The sequence below is a fragment of the Clostridium estertheticum genome (genome assembly GCF_018861295.1).
Classification (GTDB): domain Bacteria; phylum Bacillota; class Clostridia; order Clostridiales; family Clostridiaceae; genus Clostridium_AD; species Clostridium_AD estertheticum_D.
The window spans coordinates 93079-117533 of the sequence record NZ_JAHLDM010000006.1; the positions used below are offsets into that span (position 1 = coordinate 93079).

21 protein-coding genes and 1 pseudogene are annotated in these 24455 nt (G+C 30.3%); 12 read left to right on the forward strand and 10 right to left on the reverse strand.

What is annotated here, in order from left to right:
- The first annotated feature begins 15 nt into the window (after nt 1–15).
- From KPL54_RS08230 to KPL54_RS08240, 3 genes are all read left to right on the forward strand, one after another.
- Entirely contained in the window at nt 16–1155 is a 1140-nt protein-coding gene (locus tag KPL54_RS08230) for an acyl-CoA dehydrogenase family protein (protein ID WP_216106110.1), read from the forward strand.
- Nucleotides 1156–1297: 142 nt separating this feature from the next.
- Nucleotides 1298–2074 (forward strand): enoyl-CoA hydratase-related protein, encoded by a 777-nt coding sequence (locus tag KPL54_RS08235; RefSeq protein WP_152752042.1) that lies wholly within the window; start codon nt 1298–1300, stop codon nt 2072–2074.
- Nucleotides 2075–2119: 45 nt separating this feature from the next.
- Nucleotides 2120–3676 (forward strand): acyl CoA:acetate/3-ketoacid CoA transferase, encoded by a 1557-nt coding sequence (locus KPL54_RS08240; protein WP_216106111.1) that lies wholly within the window; start codon nt 2120–2122, stop codon nt 3674–3676.
- 63 nt (nt 3677–3739) lie between these two features.
- On the opposite strand, the gene KPL54_RS08245 is transcribed toward KPL54_RS08240, so the two are convergent.
- On the reverse strand, nt 3740–4396 hold the full coding sequence (locus tag KPL54_RS08245) for a hypothetical protein (RefSeq protein ID WP_216106112.1): 657 nt from the start codon (nt 4394–4396) through the stop codon (nt 3740–3742).
- 352 nt (nt 4397–4748) lie between these two features.
- On the opposite strand from KPL54_RS08245, the gene KPL54_RS08250 reads away from it, so the two are divergent.
- From KPL54_RS08250 to KPL54_RS08275, 6 genes and pseudogenes are all read left to right on the forward strand, one after another.
- A complete protein-coding gene (locus KPL54_RS08250; protein WP_216106113.1) occupies nt 4749–5756 on the forward strand; it encodes a phosphodiester glycosidase family protein in 1008 nt (335 codons plus the stop codon).
- A 17-nt stretch (nt 5757–5773) separates the two neighbouring features.
- Nucleotides 5774–6790: a hypothetical protein gene (locus tag KPL54_RS08255; protein ID WP_216106114.1), complete on the forward strand. Its 1017-nt coding sequence runs from the start codon at nt 5774–5776 to the stop codon at nt 6788–6790.
- A 118-nt stretch (nt 6791–6908) separates the two neighbouring features.
- Nucleotides 6909–8012, forward strand: coding sequence for a serine hydrolase domain-containing protein (locus KPL54_RS08260; RefSeq protein ID WP_216106115.1), 1104 nt, complete (start codon nt 6909–6911; stop codon nt 8010–8012).
- Between the two features lie 27 nt (nt 8013–8039).
- Nucleotides 8040–8228, forward strand: a pseudogene (locus KPL54_RS08265) (D-alanyl-lipoteichoic acid biosynthesis protein DltD); the annotation flags it as partial.
- Between the two features lie 155 nt (nt 8229–8383).
- Nucleotides 8384–9310 carry a leucine-rich repeat domain-containing protein gene (locus KPL54_RS08270; protein ID WP_216106116.1) on the forward strand — a complete coding sequence of 309 codons (927 nt, stop codon included), beginning with the start codon at nt 8384–8386 and terminating at the stop codon, nt 9308–9310.
- A 403-nt stretch (nt 9311–9713) separates the two neighbouring features.
- The gene (locus tag KPL54_RS08275; RefSeq protein ID WP_216106117.1) at nt 9714–10571 is read left to right on the forward strand and encodes a polysaccharide deacetylase family protein; all 858 of its coding nucleotides are present in this window, start codon (nt 9714–9716) and stop codon (nt 10569–10571) included.
- A gap of 325 nt (nt 10572–10896) precedes the next feature.
- On the opposite strand, the gene dltD is transcribed toward KPL54_RS08275, so the two are convergent.
- Genes dltD through dltA form a run of 4 tightly spaced genes read right to left on the reverse strand, consistent with a single transcriptional unit; the run spans nt 10897 to nt 14974 of the window.
- Nucleotides 10897–12096, reverse strand: coding sequence for a D-alanyl-lipoteichoic acid biosynthesis protein DltD (gene dltD / locus KPL54_RS08280; RefSeq protein WP_216106118.1), 1200 nt, complete (start codon nt 12094–12096; stop codon nt 10897–10899).
- Complete coding sequence (gene dltC / locus KPL54_RS08285) at nt 12093–12335, reverse strand: D-alanine--poly(phosphoribitol) ligase subunit DltC (RefSeq protein ID WP_216106119.1); 243 nt, start codon at nt 12333–12335, stop codon at nt 12093–12095. The genes dltD and dltC overlap by 4 nt, the downstream gene beginning before the upstream one ends.
- Before the next feature lie 14 nt (nt 12336–12349).
- Nucleotides 12350–13498, reverse strand: a complete 1149-nt coding sequence (gene dltB / locus KPL54_RS08290; protein ID WP_216106120.1) for a D-alanyl-lipoteichoic acid biosynthesis protein DltB — start codon at nt 13496–13498, stop codon at nt 12350–12352.
- Complete coding sequence (dltA, locus tag KPL54_RS08295; protein ID WP_216106121.1) at nt 13499–14974, reverse strand: D-alanine--poly(phosphoribitol) ligase subunit DltA; 1476 nt, start codon at nt 14972–14974, stop codon at nt 13499–13501.
- 374 nt (nt 14975–15348) lie between these two features.
- Here dltA and KPL54_RS08300 point away from each other — a divergent pair, with 374 nt between their 5' ends.
- Nucleotides 15349–15855 carry a hypothetical protein gene (locus KPL54_RS08300; protein ID WP_216106122.1) on the forward strand — a complete coding sequence of 169 codons (507 nt, stop codon included), beginning with the start codon at nt 15349–15351 and terminating at the stop codon, nt 15853–15855.
- A gap of 94 nt (nt 15856–15949) precedes the next feature.
- On the opposite strand, the gene KPL54_RS26725 is transcribed toward KPL54_RS08300, so the two are convergent.
- The 3 genes from KPL54_RS26725 to KPL54_RS08315 form a co-directional block, all read right to left on the reverse strand.
- On the reverse strand, nt 15950–17251 hold the full coding sequence (locus KPL54_RS26725; protein ID WP_216106123.1) for a cytidylate kinase family protein: 1302 nt from the start codon (nt 17249–17251) through the stop codon (nt 15950–15952).
- A gap of 41 nt (nt 17252–17292) precedes the next feature.
- Nucleotides 17293–17709 carry a MarR family winged helix-turn-helix transcriptional regulator gene (locus KPL54_RS08310; RefSeq protein ID WP_216106124.1) on the reverse strand — a complete coding sequence of 139 codons (417 nt, stop codon included), beginning with the start codon at nt 17707–17709 and terminating at the stop codon, nt 17293–17295.
- A 229-nt stretch (nt 17710–17938) separates the two neighbouring features.
- Nucleotides 17939–19927 (reverse strand): methyl-accepting chemotaxis protein, encoded by a 1989-nt coding sequence (locus tag KPL54_RS08315; RefSeq protein ID WP_216106125.1) that lies wholly within the window; start codon nt 19925–19927, stop codon nt 17939–17941.
- A gap of 317 nt (nt 19928–20244) precedes the next feature.
- Between KPL54_RS08315 and KPL54_RS08320 the strand changes: the two genes are divergently transcribed.
- Both KPL54_RS08320 and KPL54_RS08325 read left to right on the forward strand, forming a co-directional pair.
- Nucleotides 20245–20973 carry an ABC transporter ATP-binding protein gene (locus tag KPL54_RS08320; protein WP_216106126.1) on the forward strand — a complete coding sequence of 243 codons (729 nt, stop codon included), beginning with the start codon at nt 20245–20247 and terminating at the stop codon, nt 20971–20973.
- Nucleotides 20966–22150, forward strand: coding sequence for an ABC transporter permease (locus tag KPL54_RS08325; protein ID WP_216106127.1), 1185 nt, complete (start codon nt 20966–20968; stop codon nt 22148–22150). Before KPL54_RS08320 ends, KPL54_RS08325 begins: the two co-directional genes overlap by 8 nt.
- Before the next feature lie 29 nt (nt 22151–22179).
- Here the strand turns inward: KPL54_RS08325 and putP are convergent, their stop codons facing one another.
- Entirely contained in the window at nt 22180–23664 is a 1485-nt protein-coding gene (gene putP, locus KPL54_RS08330) for a sodium/proline symporter PutP (protein WP_216106128.1), read from the reverse strand.
- 155 nt (nt 23665–23819) lie between these two features.
- On the reverse strand, nt 23820–24446 hold the full coding sequence (locus tag KPL54_RS08335; RefSeq protein WP_216106129.1) for an ankyrin repeat domain-containing protein: 627 nt from the start codon (nt 24444–24446) through the stop codon (nt 23820–23822).
- Nucleotides 24447–24455 lie beyond the last annotated feature (9 nt).

Here is a 24455-nt window from a genome sequence, read left to right on the forward strand (position 1 = left end):
TAGGAGGCTGTAAAAATGAATTTTAATTTAACAAAGGAACAAGAATTAGTTGTAAACAAAGCTAGAGAGTTTTCACAAAAGGAGCTTAAACCTATAACAATTGATAATGATGAGACTAGGGAATTTCCTATTGACGCATACAAGAAGTTGGGCTCAATGGGGATGCTCGGTTTACCATATTCAAAAGAATATGGTGGCTCAGGCGGAGATTATTTATCATATGTTTTAGCAGTAGAAGAAGTTTCAAAGATACATGCGTCACTCGGCATTGCATATTCTGTCAGTGTATCTCTTTGTGCAGGAGGAATATTTAGCAGTGCCTCAGAGGAACTAAAGAAAAAATATCTTCCAGATATACTATCAGGAAAGAAACTTGGTTCGTTTGGATTAACTGAGCCAAATGCTGGTTCAGATGCATCAGGTGCTCAAACTATAGCATTGAAAGATGGAGATCATTATATATTAAATGGTTCTAAATGTTTCATTACTAATGGACCTCTATCAGATACATTTTTAGTATTTGCTTTTACAGATAAAGATTTAGGGACAAAAGGATTATCAGCATTTATTGTTGAAAAAGATTTCCCAGGATTTTCAATAGGAAAAATTGAAAATACATGTGGAATAAGAGCAGCTCAGGTTTCAGAACTTATTTTTAAGGACTGTATAGTTCCAGTTGAAAATCTAGTAGGACTAGAGGGGAAAGGTTTTGGAATAGCAATGAAAACTCTTGATGGTGGAAGGATAGGAGTTGCAGCGCAAGGACTTGGTATTGCAGAAGGAGCATTTGAGATAGCAAAAGAGTATTTGAAAGAAAGAAAACAATTTGGAAAGCCATTATATAAAAATCAGTATTTAGCATTTAAAATGGCTGAATTAGACCTAGAAATTGAACAAGCTAAGTATATATTGTATAAAGCAGTTCTTGATAAACAAGACGGAAAAAATTATTCGATATCAGCAGCTAAGGCAAAACTTGCGTGTACAGATGTTGCTATGCATGTAACTACAGAGGCAGTTCAAATGCTTGGTGGAAATGGATATATGAAAGAGTATAATGTTGAACGAATGATGAGAGATGCGAAGATTACTCAGATATATGAAGGAACAAATGAAATACAAAAAATGATTATTAGTGGTAGCATTTTTAGATAATTTAAATAACATAATTACTTATTGCAGTTTGTTTTAACAAAAGCAGATTGCAATAAGATAACGTTTAAATATATTTAAGATTAGTCTCTAAATAAAACAAAGATAGTGTTAACACTATCCTAAAAAAATAGGGGGAGTAAAAATGAATAATATTATTTTTGAAGAGGGAAAAGGTATTGCAAAGATTATTATTAATAGACCTAAGGCTCTTAATGCTTTAAACAGTGAGACTATAAAAGAGTTAGGAACAGTTATAAATGAAATATCAGAAAGAGACGATATAAAAGTCGTAATAATTACTGGCGCAGGCGAAAAGTCGTTTGTAGCGGGTGCTGACATAACTGAAATGAAAGATTTAACCGCGATACAAGCTAAAGAACTTTCACGTAAAGCGCAAAAAGTGTTTTCAGAAATTGAAAATATGCCTCAGGTAGTTATTGCTGCAGTTAATGGGTATGCTCTTGGTGGTGGATGTGAACTTTCTATGTGTTGTGATATAAGACTTGTTTCATCTAAAGCAAAGTTTGGTCAACCAGAGGTTGGCTTAGGAATAATTCCAGGATTTGCTGGAACTCAAAGGCTCCCTAGATTGATTGGAAAAGGAAGAGCTAAGGAACTTATATTTACCACAGATATGATAGATGCTGATGAAGCATACCGTATAGGTCTTGCAAACAAGGTATATAATCCGGAAGAATTATTACAAAAGGCATATGAAATGGCTGAAAAGATAATGAGCAAAGCTATGTATGCAGTAGGTTTAGCAAAAGCTTCAATTAACAATGGTCTTAATATGGATACTGAATCATCTTATAGCTATGAAAATAGTTTATGGACAATATGTTTTGCAACTGAAGACCAAAAGGAAGGTATGCAAGCATTTATTGAAAAAAGAAAAGCAATTCTAAAAGGATGCTAATCTATATTAATAAATTTATAATATTGTAAAAGGGGATGCAATTATATGAAAATATTAAAAGCTAGAGAAGCTGCTGAATTAGTAAAGGATGGCGATTGTATTGTAACTGACGGGTTTGTTGGTAGTTGTTGTCCTGAGACTCTTACTATAGCTTTAGAGGAGCGTTTTTTAGAAACAGGTAAGCCTATAAATTTAAATCTTATGTATGCTGCGGCTCAAGGCGATCAAAAAGGAAAGGGTGTGGATCATTTTGCACATGAAGGAATGACTAAAAGAGTTGTGGGTGGTCATTATAACATGTCACCAGCTCTTGGTAAATTAGCTGTAGAAAATAAAATAGAAGCATATAATCTTCCACAGGGAACTCTTGCGCAGCTTATGAGAGATATTGCTGGGAAAAGGGTTGGTACAATAACTCATGTAGGATTAAACACATTTGTTGATCCTAGAATTGAAGGTGGAAAATTAAATGACATTACAACAGAGGACATTGTAAAGGTAATTGAAATTGAAGGTGAAGAAAAGTTATTATATAAATCATTTCCAATTAATATCTGTTTTCTAAGAGGCACCTATGCTGATGGAAATGGGAATATAACTCTAGAAAGAGAAGTAGCTACTCTTGAATCAACATCTATTGCTCAAGCAACAAAGAATAGTGGTGGAATAGTTGTAGTTCAAGTTGAAAAAGTAGTAGCTAATGGCAGCCTTGATCCACGCCTTGTAAAAATTCCTGGAATATATGTAAATTATGTTGTTGTCGCGTCTCCTGAGGAACATGAGCAATGCTTTGGAGTTGAATATAACCCAGCTTGCACAGGAGAAATAAAAGCATCAATGGATTCAATAGAAAATACACATTTAGATGCCAGAAAAATAATAGCAAGAAGAGCTGCGTTTGAGCTTGAAGAGAATAGTGTTGTAAATTTAGGAATTGGAATACCTGAGGTAATATCATCAGTTGCGAGTGAAGAGGGTATTTGCGATTACATGACACTTACAGTAGAAGCAGGAGCAGTTGGTGGAGTACCCCTAGGTGGTTCAGCTTTTGGTGCATCAGTAAATCCACAAGCAATTCTAGACCAAGCCTACCAATTTGATTTTTATGATGGCGGTGGGGTCGACTTAGCATTCTTAGGCCTGGCTCAAGTTGATAAAGAAGGAAACTTAAATGTAAGTAAGTTTGGTACACGTATTGCAGGATGTGGTGGATTTATCAACATAACCCAAAATGCAAAAAAAGTTATGTTTTGTGGAACATTTACAACTCAGGGACTTAAAGAGGAAGTAAAAGATGGAAAGCTTGTTATAAAACAAGAAGGTAAGATGGTTAAATTTATAGAGAAAGTTCAGCAAATTACTTTTAGTGGGAAATATGCACGAAAAGTAAATCAGCCAGTAATGTATATCACTGAGCGAGCTGTGTTTGAACTTAGATCGGATGGTCTTTACCTTACTGAAATAGCACCAGGTATTAATTTGCAAAAAGATGTTTTAGATTTAATGGGTTTTAAACCTAAAGTGGATGGAACACCGAAACTTATGGATGAGCGTATTTTCTATGATAAACCAATGGGCTTAAAATCAAAAGTACATGCTTAAAATAAAGAGAAACTAAAACACAAATAAGCCCTATGCAGTAACTTGCACAGAGCTTATTTAAATTTAAGGTGTATATTGTCCTTCTACTTTTACCACTATATCATTTTGAGTATAGATATAACATAACATATGTCCATTCCTACTATTAGAGACACGTTTGAAAGTAGCGTAGGTAGTAGGTTGGTTATTAATATCATTGTTAAGTGGATTTATCAAAAATCCAAGAACGTTTAGTGAGGCAGTATTAGCTATAACATAGTTTTTTATAGTTTTGTTATTATTAAAAATATAGTAATCATCGTATACGTAATATTTTCCATCTTCATATAGGGCATTTCCATCCTTTTTAGCTGCTTCAATAGCATCATTTCTAATTAGAAAATTTACATCGTCAAAGCTCAAATATCTTTTGCCATTTTTGTCATATACATTAGAGATATAACCAATTTGTTTTGATTTTATTATTGGTTTAGGACTAACAATAACCTGCGCTTTCATTTCTTCTATTGATACTTTTTTAGAAAAAGAAAATGTTCCATTTTGATAGGCTAATTCTTTTAAATTTAAATTAGCAGAGCTCTGCTTAATGTTTTGATGGAAATTGTCAACTAGTACCTTGTTTTTAGAATAACCTGAGGTTAATACTAAAATAACAACGCAAGTTACCATAGCTAGTATTATTGAAACTTTTACTTTGGGTTCATTTAAATTAGAACTCATAAAATATTCACCACCTTTTATAATCAAATAAATAACATCATTATTGTAGTATTCGTAAAGATATTACTTTTATAACAAAAGTAACTGTTATATTAAACAAAATTAACGGCATTTTAATCTATTTTTATTAGTGCTTGTATTTATGAATGCTTTAAAATAAGTGGTTGACATTGAATCTCTTCACTTTTGTGAGGAGATTTTTAACTAATATAAATATAAACTTTTTATTGTAAATTGATTGAACATATGTCACAATAGTGTAATGTTAGATGTGCTTTATATTATTTTATTATTTATCCGTAACACTTAATTTTAAGTCATGTATGAAATTATGAGAACATAGGAGGAAAAGATGGGATCCAAGAATATATCACAGCGAAAACGAAAAAAAAATTATAAGCTTAGAAATTTTATATTTTATTTGGTTTTTATATTAGCATTTACAGGAGTTAGTGCTCCATTAATTATATTTCATGGTCCTTTTACTAATGTAAAAAAAACGATTGTAGATGCAGCAATGACTACACTTAGTCATCAATGGATTGCAAAGCTATTTTTATCTGATGCAGAAATTCAGAAAATTCGTGATGAAGATACAGTTCAAGTTATGCAGCAGGGTAATAATATCAAGTTTAGTAACAGCCATGACAATAGTATTGAAAGATATAATATTTCAAGTGGAATAAAGTTCAAAGGATATTTACTTATTATTAAAGATCCGGCTAGAGTTAAAGTTGGCTACAGTAACAAACTTGGAACCCAGGGAGAGCTAACAAGCCAGATAGCCCAGGATAATGGTTCTATAGCAGCTGTTAATGCAGGAGGTTTTTCTGATTCTTCCTCAACGAATGCAAAATGGACTGGCACGGGAGGAAAACCGACGGGTATTATTATGAGTAATGGAAATATTAAATTTAATGATATAACAGATCCAGACAAAAAGGTCGATATCACAGCTATTACAAGCAAAGCTCAACTTCTTGTTGGACTTCACAGTTTGAATGAGTTAAAAACGCTTGGTGTAACCGAAGCGGTGTCATTTGGGCCAGCCCTTGTAGTTGATGGTCAGGGAATGATAAAATCTGGAGATGGTGGACAGGGAATTGCACCGAGGACAGCCATTGGTCAGCGCGCGGATGGTGCTATATTATTGCTTGTTATTGATGGAAGAACAACTAAAAGCTTAGGTGCATCACTTAAAGATGTACAAAATGTAATGCTTGAATATGGAGCATCTAATGCCTCTAATTTAGATGGTGGTTCATCAACCACAATGTACAATAATGGTAGTGTCATTAATAACCCTTGCAATGCACTTGGCGAAAGAGCCGTTCCATCAGCTATTATCGTTAATCCTTAACAGATAGGAGAGTAACTATGAAAAAAGTATTTAAAAAAATGATAATATTAATAATCATTTCATTAATCGTACAAAGTGGCGGACTTTTCTATTTGAATAACTACTTTTTAACTTCAAATGCTGCTTTGAAATCTCAAAAGGTAGGAGATTCAGCGCAAAGTAAGAAAACGTCTGTTTCGACATTCAAAGTACCAAGTAACGCCACCACTATAGATGTTTCTTATGATGCAGGTTATATTTCATATTATTTGAATAATCAGCTATATGTTGTTAATACTATAACAGGTAAGAGCATTAATGTATCCTCTTCTAATGGAGTTAAAATATCATTTTGTAAATGGCTTCCGGATAGAAATAGAATGCTAGTTGTAGAAACTCAAAATAGAAATCTTTCATTATCATATTATGATGTTACTCAATCACAAAAAAGTAAAGTATCTGATATTTTAATGATTAGTTCTGCGTCTACTGTAAAGGATATTGAAGTATCACCTTTAACAAATGTAATTTATATAAAAGTTAAAAATGGTTATAAGTATTATTCTATATATTGGGTAAATATAATGAAATCAAGAAAAAAAATTGTTACTAAATCTGAGTATGTAGGGAATATTAGAGTAATACCTCATGAAGATAAGATGGTGTACGAAAATTTAACCAATAATAAGGTTTATGCAACTGGGCCAGACCACGCTTTGAACTTTAGTGGCTCTACAAAATCATGCTTACTCGCAATAGATAATAATGATCAGGTTTATGTTGGAAATGTGAATAGTAGTAATAAAATTGATAAGATATATTATGGTAAATTGGGCGGTGACTGGAAGTCACTTCCATTAAGCACAGCAGTAAGTAAAGATAACTTGTTTGTCACTGGTAGTGGTAAGGTTTATAAAAATGATAAGATTAAATCTATGGTAACAGAAATCCAAACAAATAAAGAAACAATTTATAAAGGTACATTCCTGCAATCATATAGTACTGGAGTTGCATCATTAAGTGATGGAAATTTAGTTAAAACACCTTTCAATTAAACTAAGAGTATATTATTTTCAGTTAAATCATGGAATATTCCAAAATATAATTGAAATATGTAAATAGGTGATTGAGGATCAGAAATTTTTCCTGTTAATAATCTGGAGGAATATAGTTATGGTAAAGAAAATTATAATAAAAGTAATAGTTTTACTATTTATATTTATGATATTATTAATAGGATGTGTAAGTGATACGAGTCCCCTAATGAAGTGTGCGAAAATAGATAATAATGATATTCAATCTAAAATGTCTAAATATATAGATGATTATTCTCCAAAAGATAAATTTAGCGGTACGGTTATTGTTGCGAAGGATAATGAGATTATATTAGATAAAGGGTATGGAATGGCAGATTATAATAATAAAATTATTAATAAATCAAAAACAGTTTTTGAAATTGCATCCATAACAAAGCAATTTACGGCTACAGCGATTTTAATGTTACAAGAAAAGAATCTTTTAAGTGTCCAAGACACAGTTGATAAATATATTCCTGATTATCCAGAGGGAAATAAAATAAAAATATATAATCTTCTCAGTCAAACCTCAGGAATTATTGATTATAGTCAACCTTCGGAAAAAGGAAAACTTACCTATACACCATTGGAAATTATTGAACTTTTTAAAAATAAACCGCGCAAGTTTGAAACTGGAACAAAGTATGAGTACAGTAGTTCAAATTATATATTGCTTGGATATATAATAGAAAAGGTGTCAGGTATGAAATATGAGCAGTATTTAGAAAAGAACATATTTAAACCTTTAAAATTAAATAATACCGGATTTTTAAGCAATAAAATGATTACAAAGAATAGAGCAATAGGATATGCTCTATCTGAAAATTCGGGCAAATATACACCAGCATCTAATGCAGAAAATTCAACATTATACTCTGCTGGAGGAATTTATTCAACAGTTAATGATTTATATACATGGGGTATTGCATTATTTGAAGAAAAGTTAATTAGTAAAGAGTCATTAAATGAAATGCTTACACCATTATTAAACACTTATGGGTATGGATATGGATTGATTATTAGCAAAAATGCTATGGAAGATAAAATGGTTTGGCATAATGGAACTCTATCAGGCTATTCATCATATATAGGGAAAAATATTAATAAAGACTATGTATTTATTATACTTAGCAATAAAGGTTCATACAATGTTGTACAAATGGTTTCAGGATTAACAGATATCTTAGAAGTGAAAAAATAACTTAGAAGAAGCAAATTTAACAAAAGTGACAGAGTAGCTTATTATAAGAGTATAGATAATATGGTTAATTCTTATGGTTTTGAAGTCACTGATTTTTCAAAATATGAAAGATTAGATTATTTTATGAACAAATATAACATCCATATCTTTAGGAAGATATGGATGTTATATTTTTTTCTAAAGTTATGGGAGACTTTCCTTCGGAAATTTTATTGAAAATTAAAAATAAAAAAAGGAATATAATGGAACATGGAGAATTGGTATATTATGTAATTAATTAATAGTGAATATAAAATGTAAAACAATAAAAATAAGTTTAAAGAATTAAGGAAGTTTCAAATTCAATAAATTATTTAGAAGGAGCTAATTATATGAATTGTAAGCATTGTGGAAATATATTATCTGAAGATAGTAAAGTATGTCCTAATTGTGGAATTCACGAAGACACAAAGAATTTACAAAAGTTAAATGATGATTCAGAAGAGAAAATCAATAATTCTAAAAATTACATCCTAAATTTTAAAAAAATTATTTTCAATAAAATAACAATGGCTGTTTTAATTTTCTTGATAATAACTTCAGTAGTGATCATAGGTAAACTAAAAGTTTTCAATAATAATGATAATATAGAAAGTAATCTAGTTCTACAAAACAATTTGGGCGGTACATATTATAATAGAAATTTAGACAAGACAGTTAGCGATAAAGATGTTATTATATTCCCTGATAAAAATTTGGAAAAGGTAGTTAGACATGCGATTAAGAAATACAATGGAGACATTTTAAAAGGTGATGTAGCTAAGATAAAAGAGTTAAAGGCTTCTAATACAAATATAAGTAACCTTTCAGGCATTCAAAATTTAACTGATTTGACTTTGTTATATTTATATAATAACAAAATAGACAATATAGATTATTTAAAGGGACTTACTAAGTTAACTGTATTAGATTTATATAATAATAAAATTGAAAATATAAATGCTTTAAAGAAACTCACTAATTTAACAACATTATATTTATGGAATAATAAAATCCACAATATAGATGGTTTAAATGGGCTTACTAATCTGACTGTATTAGATTTATGGGGTAATAAAATCAGCGATATTGATGCATTAAAGAGACTTACTAATTTGACTGTATTGGATTTATCTAATAATAAAATCAACAATATAAATAGTTTAAAGGGGTTTACTAAATTGAATGCATTATATCTAGGAACTAATCCAATTACAGATTATTCAATAACAAGTTCTTATTATAGCGATCTAGAAGATAAGGATTTTATATTACAATGAAAAATTTAAACATTCAAAAAGTGGGAGACTTTCCTTCTGAAATGCCGTCAAATGATGTATTAAAATATCCTCAGTTAGATAACTACTTTTCAATAATTAATTATTGAAAAGTAGTTATTTTTACGTTCTTAAAATAATGATATAACATTGTATAAAAGTTTATAATTTGTTTAAATATAAGAATTTATTGATTAATTTATATTATATGTAAAAATCTTGACAATATTAGTAGTTAGGTATTATTATTAAGTAATGATAAAATTTATTTTTAAAAACTAAACCTAAAATATATTTTAAAACAACATAACAATAAAGATCTAAGTATTTAACGTATCAAATAATTTGAAAGGAGAGTTATTTAAAATTTAAAATTTAAATGATAATATGAATGGTGTGATAAATTATGATGAAACTTAAAAGTAAGAAAAAAATAGTAATTATTAAAAAGAAAAGATTTATTTTAGTAATATCAGTATTTATTATACTTTTGTGTTTAATATTTTATATTGGTAGTAAAGTAAGTGCTAAGAAACAGGTAGTTAAAAATGTTAACACAACAAAAGTTACACTACCACAACCACGAACTGATGTAAATATGAATGCAAGGGAAGGTAAATCTATTAATAAAGAATTAAATTCGGATTCTTCAAGTACGAATGTTTATAATTCAGATGGACATAAAGTAGCCTATCTAACTTTTGATGATGGACCTTGTGATAAGACTACCCCAGGAATTTTAAAAGTTTTAGATAGTTATAATATAAAGGCAACTTTTTTTATAGTTGGTAGTTACGCAATAAAGTATCCTGATTTAGTAAAAAAAGAAGCAATGGATGGTCAAGCTATTGGAAATCATACCTATTCGCATAATTATAATTATATTTACTCTAATACTAATACATTTTTAAGTGATATTAATAAATGTGAGACTATATTGAAATCAATACTAGGTAGTGATTTCAATAGTAAACTAGTAAGATTTCCAGGTGGGTCATTTGGTAAGAAATTGGAACCTTTTAGAGTGGCACTTAAAAGTGATGGATACCATTATATCGATTGGAACGACTTAACGGGGGATGCAGAGGGTCAAAATATACCAGTGGATAAGTTATTAGATAATCTTAAAAAGAACACTGAGGGAAAGGGACATGTGGTTATTTTAATGCATGATCTTTCAACAAAGGCGACAACTGTCCAAGCACTACCAAAAGTTATTGATTATTTAAAATCTAAGGGATATTCATTTAAAACGCTTAGTTAAATTCGGTATTTTTTCGAATAATAGATATAGTAAGAATACTTAGATACATCAAAAAAGTAAATTTAAATCTCTGAGGGACTCCTCGGAGATTTTTTTTTAGACATACTGTCTTTCTGATTTTTTCGGGCATAATAATTCCCCCAATCATAGGTTTAGTATCCTACAGTTGGGGGAAATTTGAAATGTTTTAGAAAGGTTTTTGTTTTAAAAATTATATATTTAAAACTGATTATATATATAAGTAATTCTCACATCTGACTGAAATAAAAACAAATAACTGCAACCTAAAATGACAGTGGTATAAATAAGTATCATAAAAATCATATTAGTTTTTATTTTTGTTATAATATTTATCAATAGCTTCATTAACATATACCCAACCCTTCCAGCCTATGTGAGCACTATCCATTAGAAAGTAATTTTCATTTTCATATTTTGAAAAATCAGCAATTTCAAATCCATAAGAATTAACCATATTATTTATTTTTTTATAATAAGATAACCTATCATTTTTATTATATCCAACATAGTCATACCATTTGCCATTTACAGGAATATTTAAAAATAATGGTTTAATTCCTTCATCCTTGCAAACGTCTAACAGCAATTTGAAATCCTCATATTCTGGAGATTTTATACATAAATCATTATTAGGAGATACCCTTATTGTTTCTGGGTTTCTTTTAAATGCATGCTCATATACTCTATTGTCCATACCAAATTTATTATTAGTAGACTCTGACTTAGCCATTTTTGAAGCCTTTTTTAATTCTGAGTTCCAATTAGTAATTGTATGCGGTGGTTTTAAACCATTTGCAAGCTTACGATCGGACTTAAGATATTTATTGCTTTTTATATCATCTTTTAAAACTAATAGTTCATATCTTAGCCAGTAATATGGTGTCATTAAGTACCTTTTAGAGGTACTTAATAAGTCCCTATTGCTATAAAGGGAACAGTAATCCCGCATAAGAGCAAAGTGCTTATTGACTTTTTTACCAGAAATCAACACTATTCTTTTAGAAAAATCTTGTTTTGTAGTTAAACTTATATTCTTATTAAACAAAAATCCATATACTTGTAGTTCAGATGAATTGGCTTCAAAAGTATTTTCATCAATACCCTTTTTTACAAACCATTGTGGGGAAAGTACGAAAACTACCTTTTGTCCCTTAAGTTCATGGCCTAGTGCTCCAAAATCGGCAGCATGTACTAAGCATGTATAACCTGCTTTTCCTATAAGATTAATTTGAAAGCCATCTTTTTTACCGTTAAAAAATTTAATGGGTTGAGTATAATATCCAATAGTATGTTCAAGTTCAGAAGAACCGAACATAAAAAGATTATCATTCTGCCTTGCGCCCATGCTTTGAAGTATCGGACTTTTAAATTTATGATCAGTTAAATTCTCTCCAAACTCGTTATAATATTTTTTTGAAATAAGACCTTCATAATGGTTTTGATAAAAAAATAAAAAACCAAAACAGATAATAATAGAACAAATAAAAGTTATGACCTTTTTCATTCTATTTTACTATTAGAGAGAGCTTTAAGGTATTCAATTAGTTTATTTGGTGTCTCTATATCTTTTCTTCCAACAATAGCAGGATCAAGTTTAATGTTAAAGTTATCCTCTATAGCTACAATAAGTTCAATTATTCCTAATGAATCTAATCTCCCGCTGTCAAATAAATTCTCATTACTCTCTTCACGTAAATCCTCACCAGTAATTTCTTCTAATATATTATAAATTGTTTCTTCCATATAAATTCCCCCTTTTATTTAAATAAAAATCCTGAAAATATTAAAAAGCTAAAACATACCAAATTAAAAGTTAAAAAAGTTGAAGCAATTTTAAAATAAACTTTTTTCTTGTGTTTTTTGTAGAATGATTTTCTCTGAAAATAATCTGTAACTATGAGTAAAACACCATGAAAGGCACCATAAACAACATAATTAAGTTGAATTCCATGCCATAGCCCCATGATTATCATGTTTATCATGAACCCAATGTAGGAGGCTGTATATCTACTCTTGAACCACTTTTTCTTAATGGCACTCATTACGAATCTATTATAAATAAAATCTCTAAACCAAAAAGATAAGCTCATGTGCCATCTGTTCCAAAATTCTTTTATATCTTTACTTATAAATGGAAGATTAAAGTTATCAGGTGTTTTTATTCCCATTATGTAACTTACACCTATGGCGATTAAACTGTAACCTGCAAAATCAAAAAACAAATAAAAGCTATAAGAATACATATATGTAATTGTATTTAATAAGGTGTGTGGTCTTAATAGGATTACGTTAATAAAATGCGTTTGTATATAAAATCCTATCAGAAATTTATATCCTACTCCTTGTAAAATCTTAAATATTCCATCACCTAAATATTCAACATATTGTCTGGATGTTATAGCCTTGTTGCTTTCCTCTGTAAATCTAATTGAACGGTCAATGGGACCAGAACTTAAGGTTGGAAAAAACAAGATAAAATAGGCTAAATCAAACACATTTATTTTAGTAATATACCCGTCAAAAATTTGTATTAATATCTGAATAATTTTAAAAGTCAAATAAGAAATTCCTAAAAATCCAAGTTCTTTGTGTATAAATATATTGCCTAGTTTTGAGTATAGTAATGGTGATAGACCTATTGCTATCATTATCCAAAGCAACCATCTTTGTTTAAACTTTTTTATAATAAAGCTGTAAAATATAATTAATAAAAATTCCATTATAAAAAACAAAATTAAGTATTCAGCTTGTTGTTTCGATTTACCAAAAATCAAATAAACCATAAGTAAGCTTGCGGGTAGCCCGTACCACTTTATCCTTTTGCCAAGTAAACCAACAATAATCGCCGGGATTAAGGCCAAAATCATTAAATAGAAATATAAAAAATCTCCATAAGGAACTAACATCTAAAATTCCTCCATTATCTTTTTTCTATCTATTTTGCCATTAGCGTTCATTGGTAAAACTTCTATTACCTTTACTTTACGCGGTATCATATACGAAGGTAATAAGTCCCTTAAGAATTTTTTAACTGTTAGAATTATGTTTCCTTCAAATTTTTCATGTAATACTACTGCTGTTGCTAAATATTTAATTGTGCCATTTTCTTTAATTGGTACTACAACTGCATTTTTTATAAAAGGTAGTTGTCTGATATTGTTTTCAATATCTTCAATTTCCACTCTATAACCATGAAGTTTAATTTGGTTATCTATTCGACCTTCATAATATAATAGGTCATTAACAGTATAACCCATATCTCCTGTTCTGTATCCTCTTTTTTTTATACCAGAAATTTCGCTGTTAAAGAAGAATTTTTCTGTTAATGTAGGGTCAGCAAAGTAACCTACACTTACACTATCGCCTAATATTAATATTTCATTTGTATTTTCTTCTATGATTATTTCACAATCTTTCTTCACGTATCCAACTGGAAGAGTTTCTTTACTTAAAAGCATTTCTTTTTTTATTTCAACTGCGGTTACTGCAACTGTTGCCTCTGTTGGACCATAAAAATTTATTATTTTAATTGTAGGGAATCTTTCAAACAATCTTTTTACGCATTCCTTGGAAAGAGTTTCTCCACAAAATAACATTTGATTTAATTTAGGTAATAATTTTTCGTTAAACTGTTCACTTTGTAAAGCCATTTCTGCGAAAGATGGAGTGGAGACCCAGGTTGTAATCCCTGAAGACTTAAAATTAACAAAAAGTTCAGGTAAATTAGCTATCATATCTTTATCAATACTATATAGTATTGAACCAGAAACCAATGATAAATAAGTGTCCATTACAGATAAATCAAAAGAAAAAGGTGCTTGATTCATGAATATTTTGTCCTTTTCATTAATTAGAGTTATACCCCAATCAAGGAAGCTTTGAAGGCAATTTTTTGTTATTTGCACTCCCTTTGGTTTGCCAGTGCTTCCTGAAGTATAGATTATGTAATAAACATCTTCACCCTTAAGTCTATAACTTATATTGGGTATTTTATTCTCGTATTGCAATAGTCTTTTTTCTAAATCACTTTTATTTAGTAATATATCTGCAGGAATATCAGATAAATCATCCGATGTATTTATAATTAATTTAGCACCAGAAATAATTAAAATATCCTTAAGTCTTGTAATTGGAGTCGAGATGTCTACTGGAATATATGGATGTCCACTTTTAACGCAAGCTAAAAAGCTTATAAGCATTAAATGATCCTTATGTCCAAAAACTATTATAGGCGTTTTGTCTTTGCCGAATAATTCTATTATATTTACAGCAAGTGAATCTGATTTTGTTTTAAGTTCGCTATAAGTTAGATTAGTGTTTTTATAAATATGAGCTACTTTATTAGTAGTACAATAATTTTCAATTGTATTAATAAAATCCATACGTCTTGTCCCCCTATACTTTAAAATCCATTTTATCATTTTGTTACATAACATAATAATTACATAATGATTACACATTAATCATACAAATCATAAAAATCACCCAAATTACACATGTTTTTTTGACAATTATTAGCATAAAAGTAATCCATTAAATATGTCCTATGTCATTATAAGGCATATTTATAATAAAGGTGTGAATAAATTGTAAATATTATTTTAGAAAACGTTATATTAAGAAATTTAGGCCTATATTGTGTATTTTCAATAATAGAATAAAACCTGGAGTTACAACATTATAGTAATAATTATAACAAATATGTTATAATTAGAATATAGATAAGTAAAAAAAATTATATGAGGGGGAATCATTAATGAAAGAAATGAATAAAACTGAATTGAAAAAATTGGATGGTAACGTGTCAGAATTTAAAAATAAATTAGAGAAATTTCACTTAGATATAAATTCTGAAAACCCAATGCAGATTATATTAAAGGGAAATCTTTATATAGAATATGCGCTTAGAGAAAGACTGAAGAAGCACCTTAAGAATCCAGATATTTTAGACTGTGATAAGTTGACATTTGATCAATTGGCAAGATCAGTATTTTCATTAGGGTTGCTTCCAATTGATATATTTAAAACAGTTATGAAAGTAAATTATATAAGAAATTTATATTCTATTAATCTTAAATATAATTTTAATGAAGAAGAGTATAGAAAACTCGAAAATACATTTTCACCTGATTTTAAGGAAATGTATTTAGTATTTTTGGGAACACACGAATATCCAGTAAGTACGTTAATAAAATTACAGACTGCTATATTTACAATATGGCAATTAATTTTAAACAGATATAATGTGCTAGAAAATATGTAATCCCATAAGGTAGTTCAAGATAAAAATAATAAGGTTATATTCCTAAATGATATTTTTAGGAGTGTAACCTTATTATTTTTATCTTGAATATATATTATTTATTAGCTTCTTTTCCTTTAATGGCTTCTTCTATTAATTCAGTAGTTTTAGCTAGTCCAAAAACCGCACTATTAACCGTCAAATCATAGTTCTTAATACGTCCCCATTTACGTTCCGCATATATTTGATAATAGGTTTCTCTTGCCCTATCAGTTTTGTGTAGCGTTTCTTCGACATTTTTTTCTGATATTCCATATTCATATTGAATACGCTTCATTCTACTTGCCTTATCTGCATGAATAAATACATGGAAGCTCCCTTTGTAATCAGCTAAAATGGAATCGGAACAATGTTCCATAATCACACAAGATTCGGTATTTGCAATCTTCATAATAGCTCTCTTTTCTGATTCATAAATAGCATTTAGAGGATCTTTCTCTTTTTTAGAAAAGGCATATCCTTGGGATAATAATTGGTTTAGTAATAAATTCGGAATAAATTGGTCGTTTTCTGCAATGAATTTTTCAGAAAGGCCAGTTTCTTCGGCGGCGGTTTTTAATAATTGCGTGTCGTAGAAAGAAATACCTAAATCGGCTGCTATTTTTTTACCAATATCACGCCCTCCACTACCATATTCACGACTAATTGTCACTACTAGTGGATGAATTTCTTGAGAAGTTGTTAAAACTTGACTCGTATTCACAGTTATTGATTTACCTTTAAATACAGTATCCATAAAACTCAAATGCTTGTTAATTAAACGAACAAGGGTTCCAACTAATAAAGCAGCTAAAACTGTTCCTTCTCTTATTCCATTTAGTCGATGAAAAAGAATAAACGAAAAAAGAAAACCGCAAATTACAAGTGTAACATCGAAAGCTACTTTTAATTTTCCAAATTCCTTCTTCGTAACTATTGAAATGGCACTAACTACCCCTTCACCAGCCATCATGACAACATCAGCAGTTACTTCCATACTTACTCCAAGAGCAAGAATTAAGCAACTAAGTATAAATAATCCTATTTGAGCGGGGTAACTGGTCACGCTTATCCATGATAACAATCCCATAGTAAAATCGGTAAAATAGGCAAATAAAAAAGCTACCACAACTTGAAGTAGCTGAATGGGCTTGAATTGTTTTCTTAATAATAAAATTTGAAAAATTATAAATAATAAGTTCATTAAGAAAGTAAATTGACCAATGGTCATAGGCAATCCCAAGCTCAACACGTATGGCACACATGAAATCGGAGACGTTCCTAAATTAGACCTGGTGGATAACACAACACCCACCGCCATCATGAATAACCCTAAAACAAAAAATAAATAACGTTTCACTATCTCGCGAATTGACACTTTAAAGTTCACTCTCCTTCACTTTTTTCATTGTTTTGTTTCTAATCAGATAAATTATCAAACATCTTTGTTAGTAGACGAAACGTCACTTCCTGCTGCTCAACTGTAAAACCTTCAAAGGCTTTCTTCCTCACCTCTTCAAAAATTTTTAAAACTTCTTTGGTCACTATTTCTCCTTCTTTTGTTAAAGAAACATGTAAAGAACGTCGATTCCCATTTAGCTGTTTTCGTTCAATCAGATGAGCCTTCTCCATTCTGGCTAATAAATTAGTGACCGTTGCTGGCTCTATTTCACAAGCTTTGGCAATTTCTTTTTGCTCGCAGCCATTGTGATATTCTAGAAATTCCAAAATTTTTGGTTGACCTGGGGATAATCCTAAGGTACTTGTTTGTAACAAAATTTTTTTGTTACAGAGTGTGTGACAAAGCCGTAATATGTAATGCAGCTCTTTGTTCATGTTTAGTCCCTCCTTTTGATTAGAAATGCAACAGTTAGAAAGCTAACTATTGTATTATATACCTAAATAGAAAGTGAGTCAATCTTCAAGAGCAAAAGCGCCTACGCCTCGCTTTTTAATGAAGAAGAGTATAGAAAAGTTAAAATAAAAGGTAAAGACCAGAGAAAATGATAAATCACTACTTCTGGTCTTTACCTTTTATATATAAATTGTAAGATGTTTTATTATATTAGACTTTAAATTTGTCAACTGCGTTTTCTAGTTTATTCACTAACTGTTTCAAATCTTCTGCATGAGATTCTGCCTTATTTATTGCTAATAATTGCTCAGCAGTAACAGCTGAAACTTCTTCTGTAGCTGCGCAAGTTTCTTCGGCAGCTGCAGAGATATTAGTTATATTAGCAACTATAGCTTCTTTTTTATTTGTCATATTCTCACTAAATTTACTTATCTCATTCATCTTATCCATTAACGCTTTAAAAGATTCAGATATATCTTTAAATTGTTCTCCGGTTTGATATACAGCCTCATTTTGCTCTTCAACTATGATTTGAGTATTTTCCATAACTGTTACAGCAAATTTTGCGTTGGTTTGAACTTCTGTTATCAAGGTTCCAATCTGATTAGTAGCGTCAGAAGATTGTTCCGCTAATTTACGAACTTCATCTGCTACAACTGCAAAGCCTCTACCACTTTCCCCGGCTCTTGCAGCCTCTATAGCAGCATTTAGTGCTAGTAAGTTAGTCTGTTTAGCTATATTATCTATTGTTTCTATTATTACACCTATCTTCTGGGAGCTTTCATCAACTCTCTGAATTACTTCACTTACATCTTTGTTAGCCTTATTATTCTCATTATTTTTATCTGAAAGTAATTTAACTACCGACCTACCTTTTGTAGTGATTTTAACAGTGTGGTTAGAAATGTCCTTCATTTCACTAGCAGCTACAGAAACATGCTCAATATCTTGAGTTATACTAGATATTTCACTTACACTGCTTTCGGTATCTTTAGCTTGCTCCGTAGCGGTTATAGCTATGTCTTCAATAGCTTTGGCAACTTCCTCTGAAGCAAGTGCAGTCTGTTTAGTTATGTCCGTAAGAGAGTTAGATGAATCTAATAGAGTTCCAGAAGAATTTTTTATTTCTCTAATTAAATCACCAATACTACCTATCATATAATTAAACTTATTAGAAATTTGACCGAACTCGTCATTCCTTTTTAAAATATTTCCTTGTAATGTAGATTTATCTAGATGACCTTCTGACGCAAGCGAAATTTTCTCCGTTATGTTTTTAAGTGGAGTTGTAATATAAATGGAAAGGAAATTCGCTATAATTAAAGATAACAATAATGCACCTGCAATAATAATCAGCATAATCATTATAATCAAATTCAATTCATTAAAGGCCTCACTGGAATTTACTTCAACTATTACACCCCAATTAATCTTATCAATAAATTTATAGGTAGATAGTTTAGCAACATTATTACTTGCGTATTCGATTTGTCCGGTTTGTTTTTTTATAACCTTAGCTACAGGGTTAAGCTTTGTTAAATCCGTAAGTTGGTCAGCCAGTTTCTTATTACTATGGCCAATTGCTTTTCCAGCTCCATCAACTAAATAAACTTGTCCTGATTTCCCATAACTTTCTTTTATTACTAAATCACTAAAAACACCCAATGAAAGGTTAGCAGCTAATACACCTACGACTTTTCCATTTTTCAAAATAGGGGTAAAACATATTATTATTGGTTTCTTTGTAGTACCAGATATCAATACATTAGAAAAACCAGATTCACCTTTCATTCCCATTTTATAATAATCTCTATCAGACCTATCTGCTAGCTTATTTTTCCCCATAGAACTATAAAACATCATACCTTTTGGGTCTAATGCTGTAAAATCTAAAATCATTGGGAATTGTGTTCTAAATGTTTTACATATACTATCAAGTTTGTTGAAATCCATAGATTGAACTTCATCCGTAGCGACTAGACCAGTCATCAAACTTTGAATATCATTTAGTGTTAATTTTATTTGTTTCTCAACAGCATTTGCCTTATTCATTTGTTGAGTATAAGCACTTTTCTTCATAATACTTGAATTTTTTACTCCAATAATTGCAGTAGATATAATAAGTGGTATTATAATAATAATTACGATAATAATTGAGATTTTAAATTTAAAGCCATTTATAGTTTTTATATCAATCACTCCCAGCAAAATATTTTCAGTGCAATTTATAATTACCTTTCATTTTTATAAATTCACACAATAGGTTATAAATACATATTCGACATAATATTGTAAAAACCTTTTAAATTTTTATATCCAAGAAAGAAATAAATAGTTATCTATTATCTTTATTGAATTATTTGCTTCATAGATAAGTCTACATTCCTTAAAATTATTTTAAAGGAATATGTACTTATTATGTGGAATGTATTAGGAATGAGTTAATAATATATTAATAATTTGTCAAGATACTATTTGAATACATAGTATAATATTTTACGCAAGGAGGAATTAAATTGTTAGAGGTAAAAAAACTTACTAAAAAATTTAAAAGTTTTACTGCAGTGGATGGAGTTTCGTTTGTTGCTAATGGGGGAGAAATATTAGGTCTTATCGGAGAAAATGGAGCTGGGAAAACAACTATAATGAGAATGCTTGCAACTATGCTTAAGGTAACAGAGGGGGAAGGAAAGATTTCAGGACATGATTTAGTGAAGGAGCCTGAAAGCATTAGAGGAGAAATAGGGATTTTATTTGGTGGAGAGGTTGGTCTATATGACAGGCTTACAGCAAGAGAAAATATAATGTATTTTGCCCAATTGAATGGGATGAGTGAAGGCGATGCAAAAAAAAGCATAGAAGAACTTACTCGAGAACTTGAAATGAATGAATTTATAGATAAAAGGGTAGGTAAATTCTCAAGAGGTATGAAACAAAAGGTAGCAATTGCAAGAAGTATTGTCCATAAGCCTTCCGTTATGTTATTTGATGAACCAAGTACTGGCCTTGATGTTTCTGCCACAAGACTTATCCAAGACTTTATATTTAAATGTAAGTCAGAAGGTAAGGCTATAGTTTTCTCAAGTCATAGCATGACAGAGATTGAAAAGCTTTGTGATAGAGTTGTAATAATACATAAGGGAAAAGTTGTGGAACATGGAACAATAACTTCATTAAAGGCTAAATATAATAATGAAGATATGGAAGATATTTTTGTGAAACTTATAGGGGGTAATCATGAATAAATTAGTTAGTGTAATATTACTAAAAGAACTTAAGGATATGCTTAGAGATAAAAAGACAATAATAGTAAGTTTACTTATTCCTCTTTTGTTAATGCCAGTACTTAGTTTTATTATGGGGAAAACTATGAATAGTGCACAGGATGATGTTAATCAAAATACCAAGATTGTAATGGTGGATAAGGGGAATAGTAATCTTGGTAAAATATTAAAAAAAGATAAGTCTATAAAATTTTTAAGTGGCACTGATGGACAAGGAGCAGTAAAGGATGGAAAGGCACTATTGTCCATCGAAATACCAAAGGATTTTGACGCATTTATTTCAAAGGGTAATAATTCTGGTATAAAGATTTTTTACGATAATACAAGTCAAAAATCATCGATTGCACTCAGCAAGGTAACTGGTATAATAGATGAATTAAGTAAGGAAATAGTGGGAAGTAGATTAACAAAAATGAATATTGATATAAAGATATTAACGCCGATAACAGTTGCTAAAACAAGTTTCCAAAAGGAAGAAAATGCACAAGGGCAGATAATATTAGGAATGCTTATTCCTATATTCGTGCTTCTATATAGTGCAACGGGAACTATTGCAGCAGCAACAGACCTAGGGGCGGGTGAGAAGGAACGTGGAACACTTGAACCACTTTTAACTACCAAAGCTGGAAGACATTACATATTAACAGGAAAACTCTATGCAATAACAATAATGGGTTTTATAGTATCAGTATGCTCAATGATTGGACTTCTAGTTTCAATGAAAATTCCTGGTGGGATGTTCGGAAATGGAAGTTCATCAATTAGTCTAAGTTACAAAGCAATTGCATTAATTGGAGTAATAACAATAATAACAACAATGTTTTTCGGTGCACTTGAACTAGCTGTAAGTATATATGCTCGTTCTTTCAAGGAAGCTCAAACTTATTTGACACCATTTTCAATTATTCCTATATTTGCTGCTTATGGAACTATGTATATGGATGCAAAAAACATACCTTTTCTTTATTTCAACATACCACTACTTAGTGTAAGTTCAGTGGTTAAGGAACTTACAAGTGGAATTTACAATTATGGTCATATTGGAATAACAATAGGATGGTCCATAGTTTATACTATAGCGGCTGTTATTCTAGCAAGACATATGTTTAATAAGGAAAGTGTAATATTTAGATCTTAGAATTCAAAAATAGATATAACAAAAGCACCCTAGGGTGCTTTTGTTATATCTATTAAGTTTTTTTCCATAGTTTTAAATTCACATATTACTGATTCATCAGGCCTCTTTGTTAAAAGGCTTCCAACGATAACAGCTATAAGAGATAGACTAAAGCCTGGAATCATTTCATACAAATGAGCCGATAGTCCAGTAAGAATCCATATAATAACGGTTAAACCACCTACAACCATACCTGATAATGCACCCCACTTAGTCATTCTCTTCCAGTAAAGACTAAGTAAAAGCATTGGCCCAAAAGCAGAACCAAAGCCCGCCCATGCTTGACCTACTATATTAAGAATAGTTTTGTTTGGAACATATGCAAATATTACTGCAAAAGCTGCAATTATAAGGACAGATATTCTTCCAACAAACATTTGAGTTTTCTCTGTTGCTTCTTTATTAAGAAACGTAAGATAAAAATCCTTTGTTATAGAGCTTGAACAAACCAAAAGCTGAGAAGAAATAGTACTCATAATGGCAGCAAGTACTGCTGAAAGTATTATCCCAGTAACAAAGGGATGGAATAGTATATCTCCAAGGCGAAGAAAAACCATTTCAGGATCTTTTAATGGTTGGCTTATAGATGTAAAATATACAAGCCCTATAAGTCCACTCGCCATAGACCCGAGAAGTCCAATGGTCATCCAGCCTATTCCTATCCTTCTTGCTGATTTAAGTTCTTTTGCAGATTTAATAGCCATAAAACGAACTATAATATGAGGCTGACCAAAGTAACCAAGGCCCCATGCTAAAAATCCTACAATTGTAGATAAACTTGTTCCACGAAGTACATCAAATAATGCAGGGTCAATATGTTTTACCTTGTTAACAAAAGTACCAGGATCTATTCCCAGATTTGTATAGGCTGCAATAGGCACGATAACTAGTACAATAAACATAAGACTGCCTTGAAAAAAATCTGTTAAAGTTACAGCTAAAAAGCCTCCAAAATATGTATATATTACAACTATAGATAATGTCACTACTACGCCAGAAGTATATGTGAATCCAAACAAGTCCCTAAATAATTTTCCACCAGCGACAATACCAGAGGAAACGTATAATGTAAAGAAAACAAGTATTATTATGCCTGATACAATCCTTAGCATTTTAGAGTTATCTTTGAATCTATTTTCAAGATAATCTGGTACAGTTAAAGAATCACTAGCAACTTCAGTATATATTCTAAATCTTGGAGCAAGCAAGCGATAATTAAGATAGGCCCCTATAGTTAATCCGACACTAAGCCAAATGCTTGAAATGCCTGTAGCATATACAGCGCCAGGTAGGCCCATAAGCATCCATCCACTCATGTCACTGGCACCAGCAGATAAGGCTGTAACCATAGGCCCTAAACTTCTTCCTCCAATCATATAATCAGAAATATTATTGGTTTTTCTGTAGGAATAGTATCCTATTACAAGTAAGATGATTAAGTATAAAACTATTGCTAAAAGTGAGTAAAATTTCATTCAGATTCTCCTTTATTCTAATTTAGGTTTTATAATGTGCATAAAATGTAGAAATATATAAATATATTATCATATTTATGGAAAAATTGGAACAATAATAGTAAAGTGTAATCAAAAAATCACCTATAAAATATACAGGTGATTTTCTGGTTATATTACTTGCTTCCATTATATTTTATTAAAATATCTGCAATTTTTTTATTTTCACAAAGATCTAATGGAGTGTAGCCTGTGGAATTTGTTGAATTTATGTCAAAGCCTAAATTTATTAGTGAGTTTAAAAATTCTTCGAAATGTTCATCAAAACAGTTGATATAATCATCGTGAAGAAGAGTGTTTTTGTATTTATCACGTATATTTATATCTGCTCCATATTCTACAAGTAAATTCAGAAGTTCCACAGAATAATTAAAGCTACAGTAAAATACAGGAGTTTTACCAGATATGTTGATTTCATTAACTTTAGCACCTTTTTTAAGTAGCATAGTTATTACATCTATGTGAGGTTTTATTCTTGCACAAAGTTTATGAAGAGGGGTTTCTAAGAGATCACTATTATGAGCGTTAATATTGGCACCGTTATCTATTAGAAGTTCAATTGTTTTAAAATAATTATTTTGGCAATTATCAATAGCATAATAAAGTATGTTTTCAAGTTTAAAATCAGGATTTGAATCTTTAGCGTTATTTAAATAATCTCTTATGGCATCTACGTTGCCCTCATCTATAAATCTATAAACTGATTTAGGTTTTGCCGCAAATAAACCTTCGAATATTTTCATGTTGCACCT

Bases quoted from the DNA above. Each gene is read 5' to 3' on its own strand.
- KPL54_RS08230 (WP_216106110.1), top strand. From the start codon at position 16: ATGAATTTTAATTTAACAAAGGAACAAGAATTAGTTGTAAACAAAGCT.
- KPL54_RS08235 (WP_152752042.1), top strand. From the start codon at position 1,298: ATGAATAATATTATTTTTGAAGAGGGAAAAGGTATTGCAAAGATTATT.
- KPL54_RS08240 (WP_216106111.1), top strand. From the start codon at position 2,120: ATGAAAATATTAAAAGCTAGAGAAGCTGCTGAATTAGTAAAGGATGGC.
- KPL54_RS08245 (WP_216106112.1), bottom strand. From the start codon at position 4,396: ATGAGTTCTAATTTAAATGAACCCAAAGTAAAAGTTTCAATAATACTA.
- KPL54_RS08250 (WP_216106113.1), top strand. From the start codon at position 4,749: ATGGGATCCAAGAATATATCACAGCGAAAACGAAAAAAAAATTATAAG.
- KPL54_RS08255 (WP_216106114.1), top strand. From the start codon at position 5,774: ATGAAAAAAGTATTTAAAAAAATGATAATATTAATAATCATTTCATTA.
- KPL54_RS08260 (WP_216106115.1), top strand. From the start codon at position 6,909: ATGGTAAAGAAAATTATAATAAAAGTAATAGTTTTACTATTTATATTT.
- KPL54_RS08270 (WP_216106116.1), top strand. From the start codon at position 8,384: ATGAATTGTAAGCATTGTGGAAATATATTATCTGAAGATAGTAAAGTA.
- KPL54_RS08275 (WP_216106117.1), top strand. From the start codon at position 9,714: ATGATGAAACTTAAAAGTAAGAAAAAAATAGTAATTATTAAAAAGAAA.
- dltD (WP_216106118.1), bottom strand. From the start codon at position 12,096: ATGAAAAAGGTCATAACTTTTATTTGTTCTATTATTATCTGTTTTGGT.
- dltC (WP_216106119.1), bottom strand. From the start codon at position 12,335: ATGGAAGAAACAATTTATAATATATTAGAAGAAATTACTGGTGAGGAT.
- dltB (WP_216106120.1), bottom strand. From the start codon at position 13,498: ATGTTAGTTCCTTATGGAGATTTTTTATATTTCTATTTAATGATTTTG.
- dltA (WP_216106121.1), bottom strand. From the start codon at position 14,974: ATGGATTTTATTAATACAATTGAAAATTATTGTACTACTAATAAAGTA.
- KPL54_RS08300 (WP_216106122.1), top strand. From the start codon at position 15,349: ATGAAAGAAATGAATAAAACTGAATTGAAAAAATTGGATGGTAACGTG.
- KPL54_RS08310 (WP_216106124.1), bottom strand. From the start codon at position 17,709: ATGAACAAAGAGCTGCATTACATATTACGGCTTTGTCACACACTCTGT.
- KPL54_RS08325 (WP_216106127.1), top strand. From the start codon at position 20,966: ATGAATAAATTAGTTAGTGTAATATTACTAAAAGAACTTAAGGATATG.
- putP (WP_216106128.1), bottom strand. From the start codon at position 23,664: ATGAAATTTTACTCACTTTTAGCAATAGTTTTATACTTAATCATCTTA.
- KPL54_RS08335 (WP_216106129.1), bottom strand. From the start codon at position 24,446: ATGAAAATATTCGAAGGTTTATTTGCGGCAAAACCTAAATCAGTTTAT.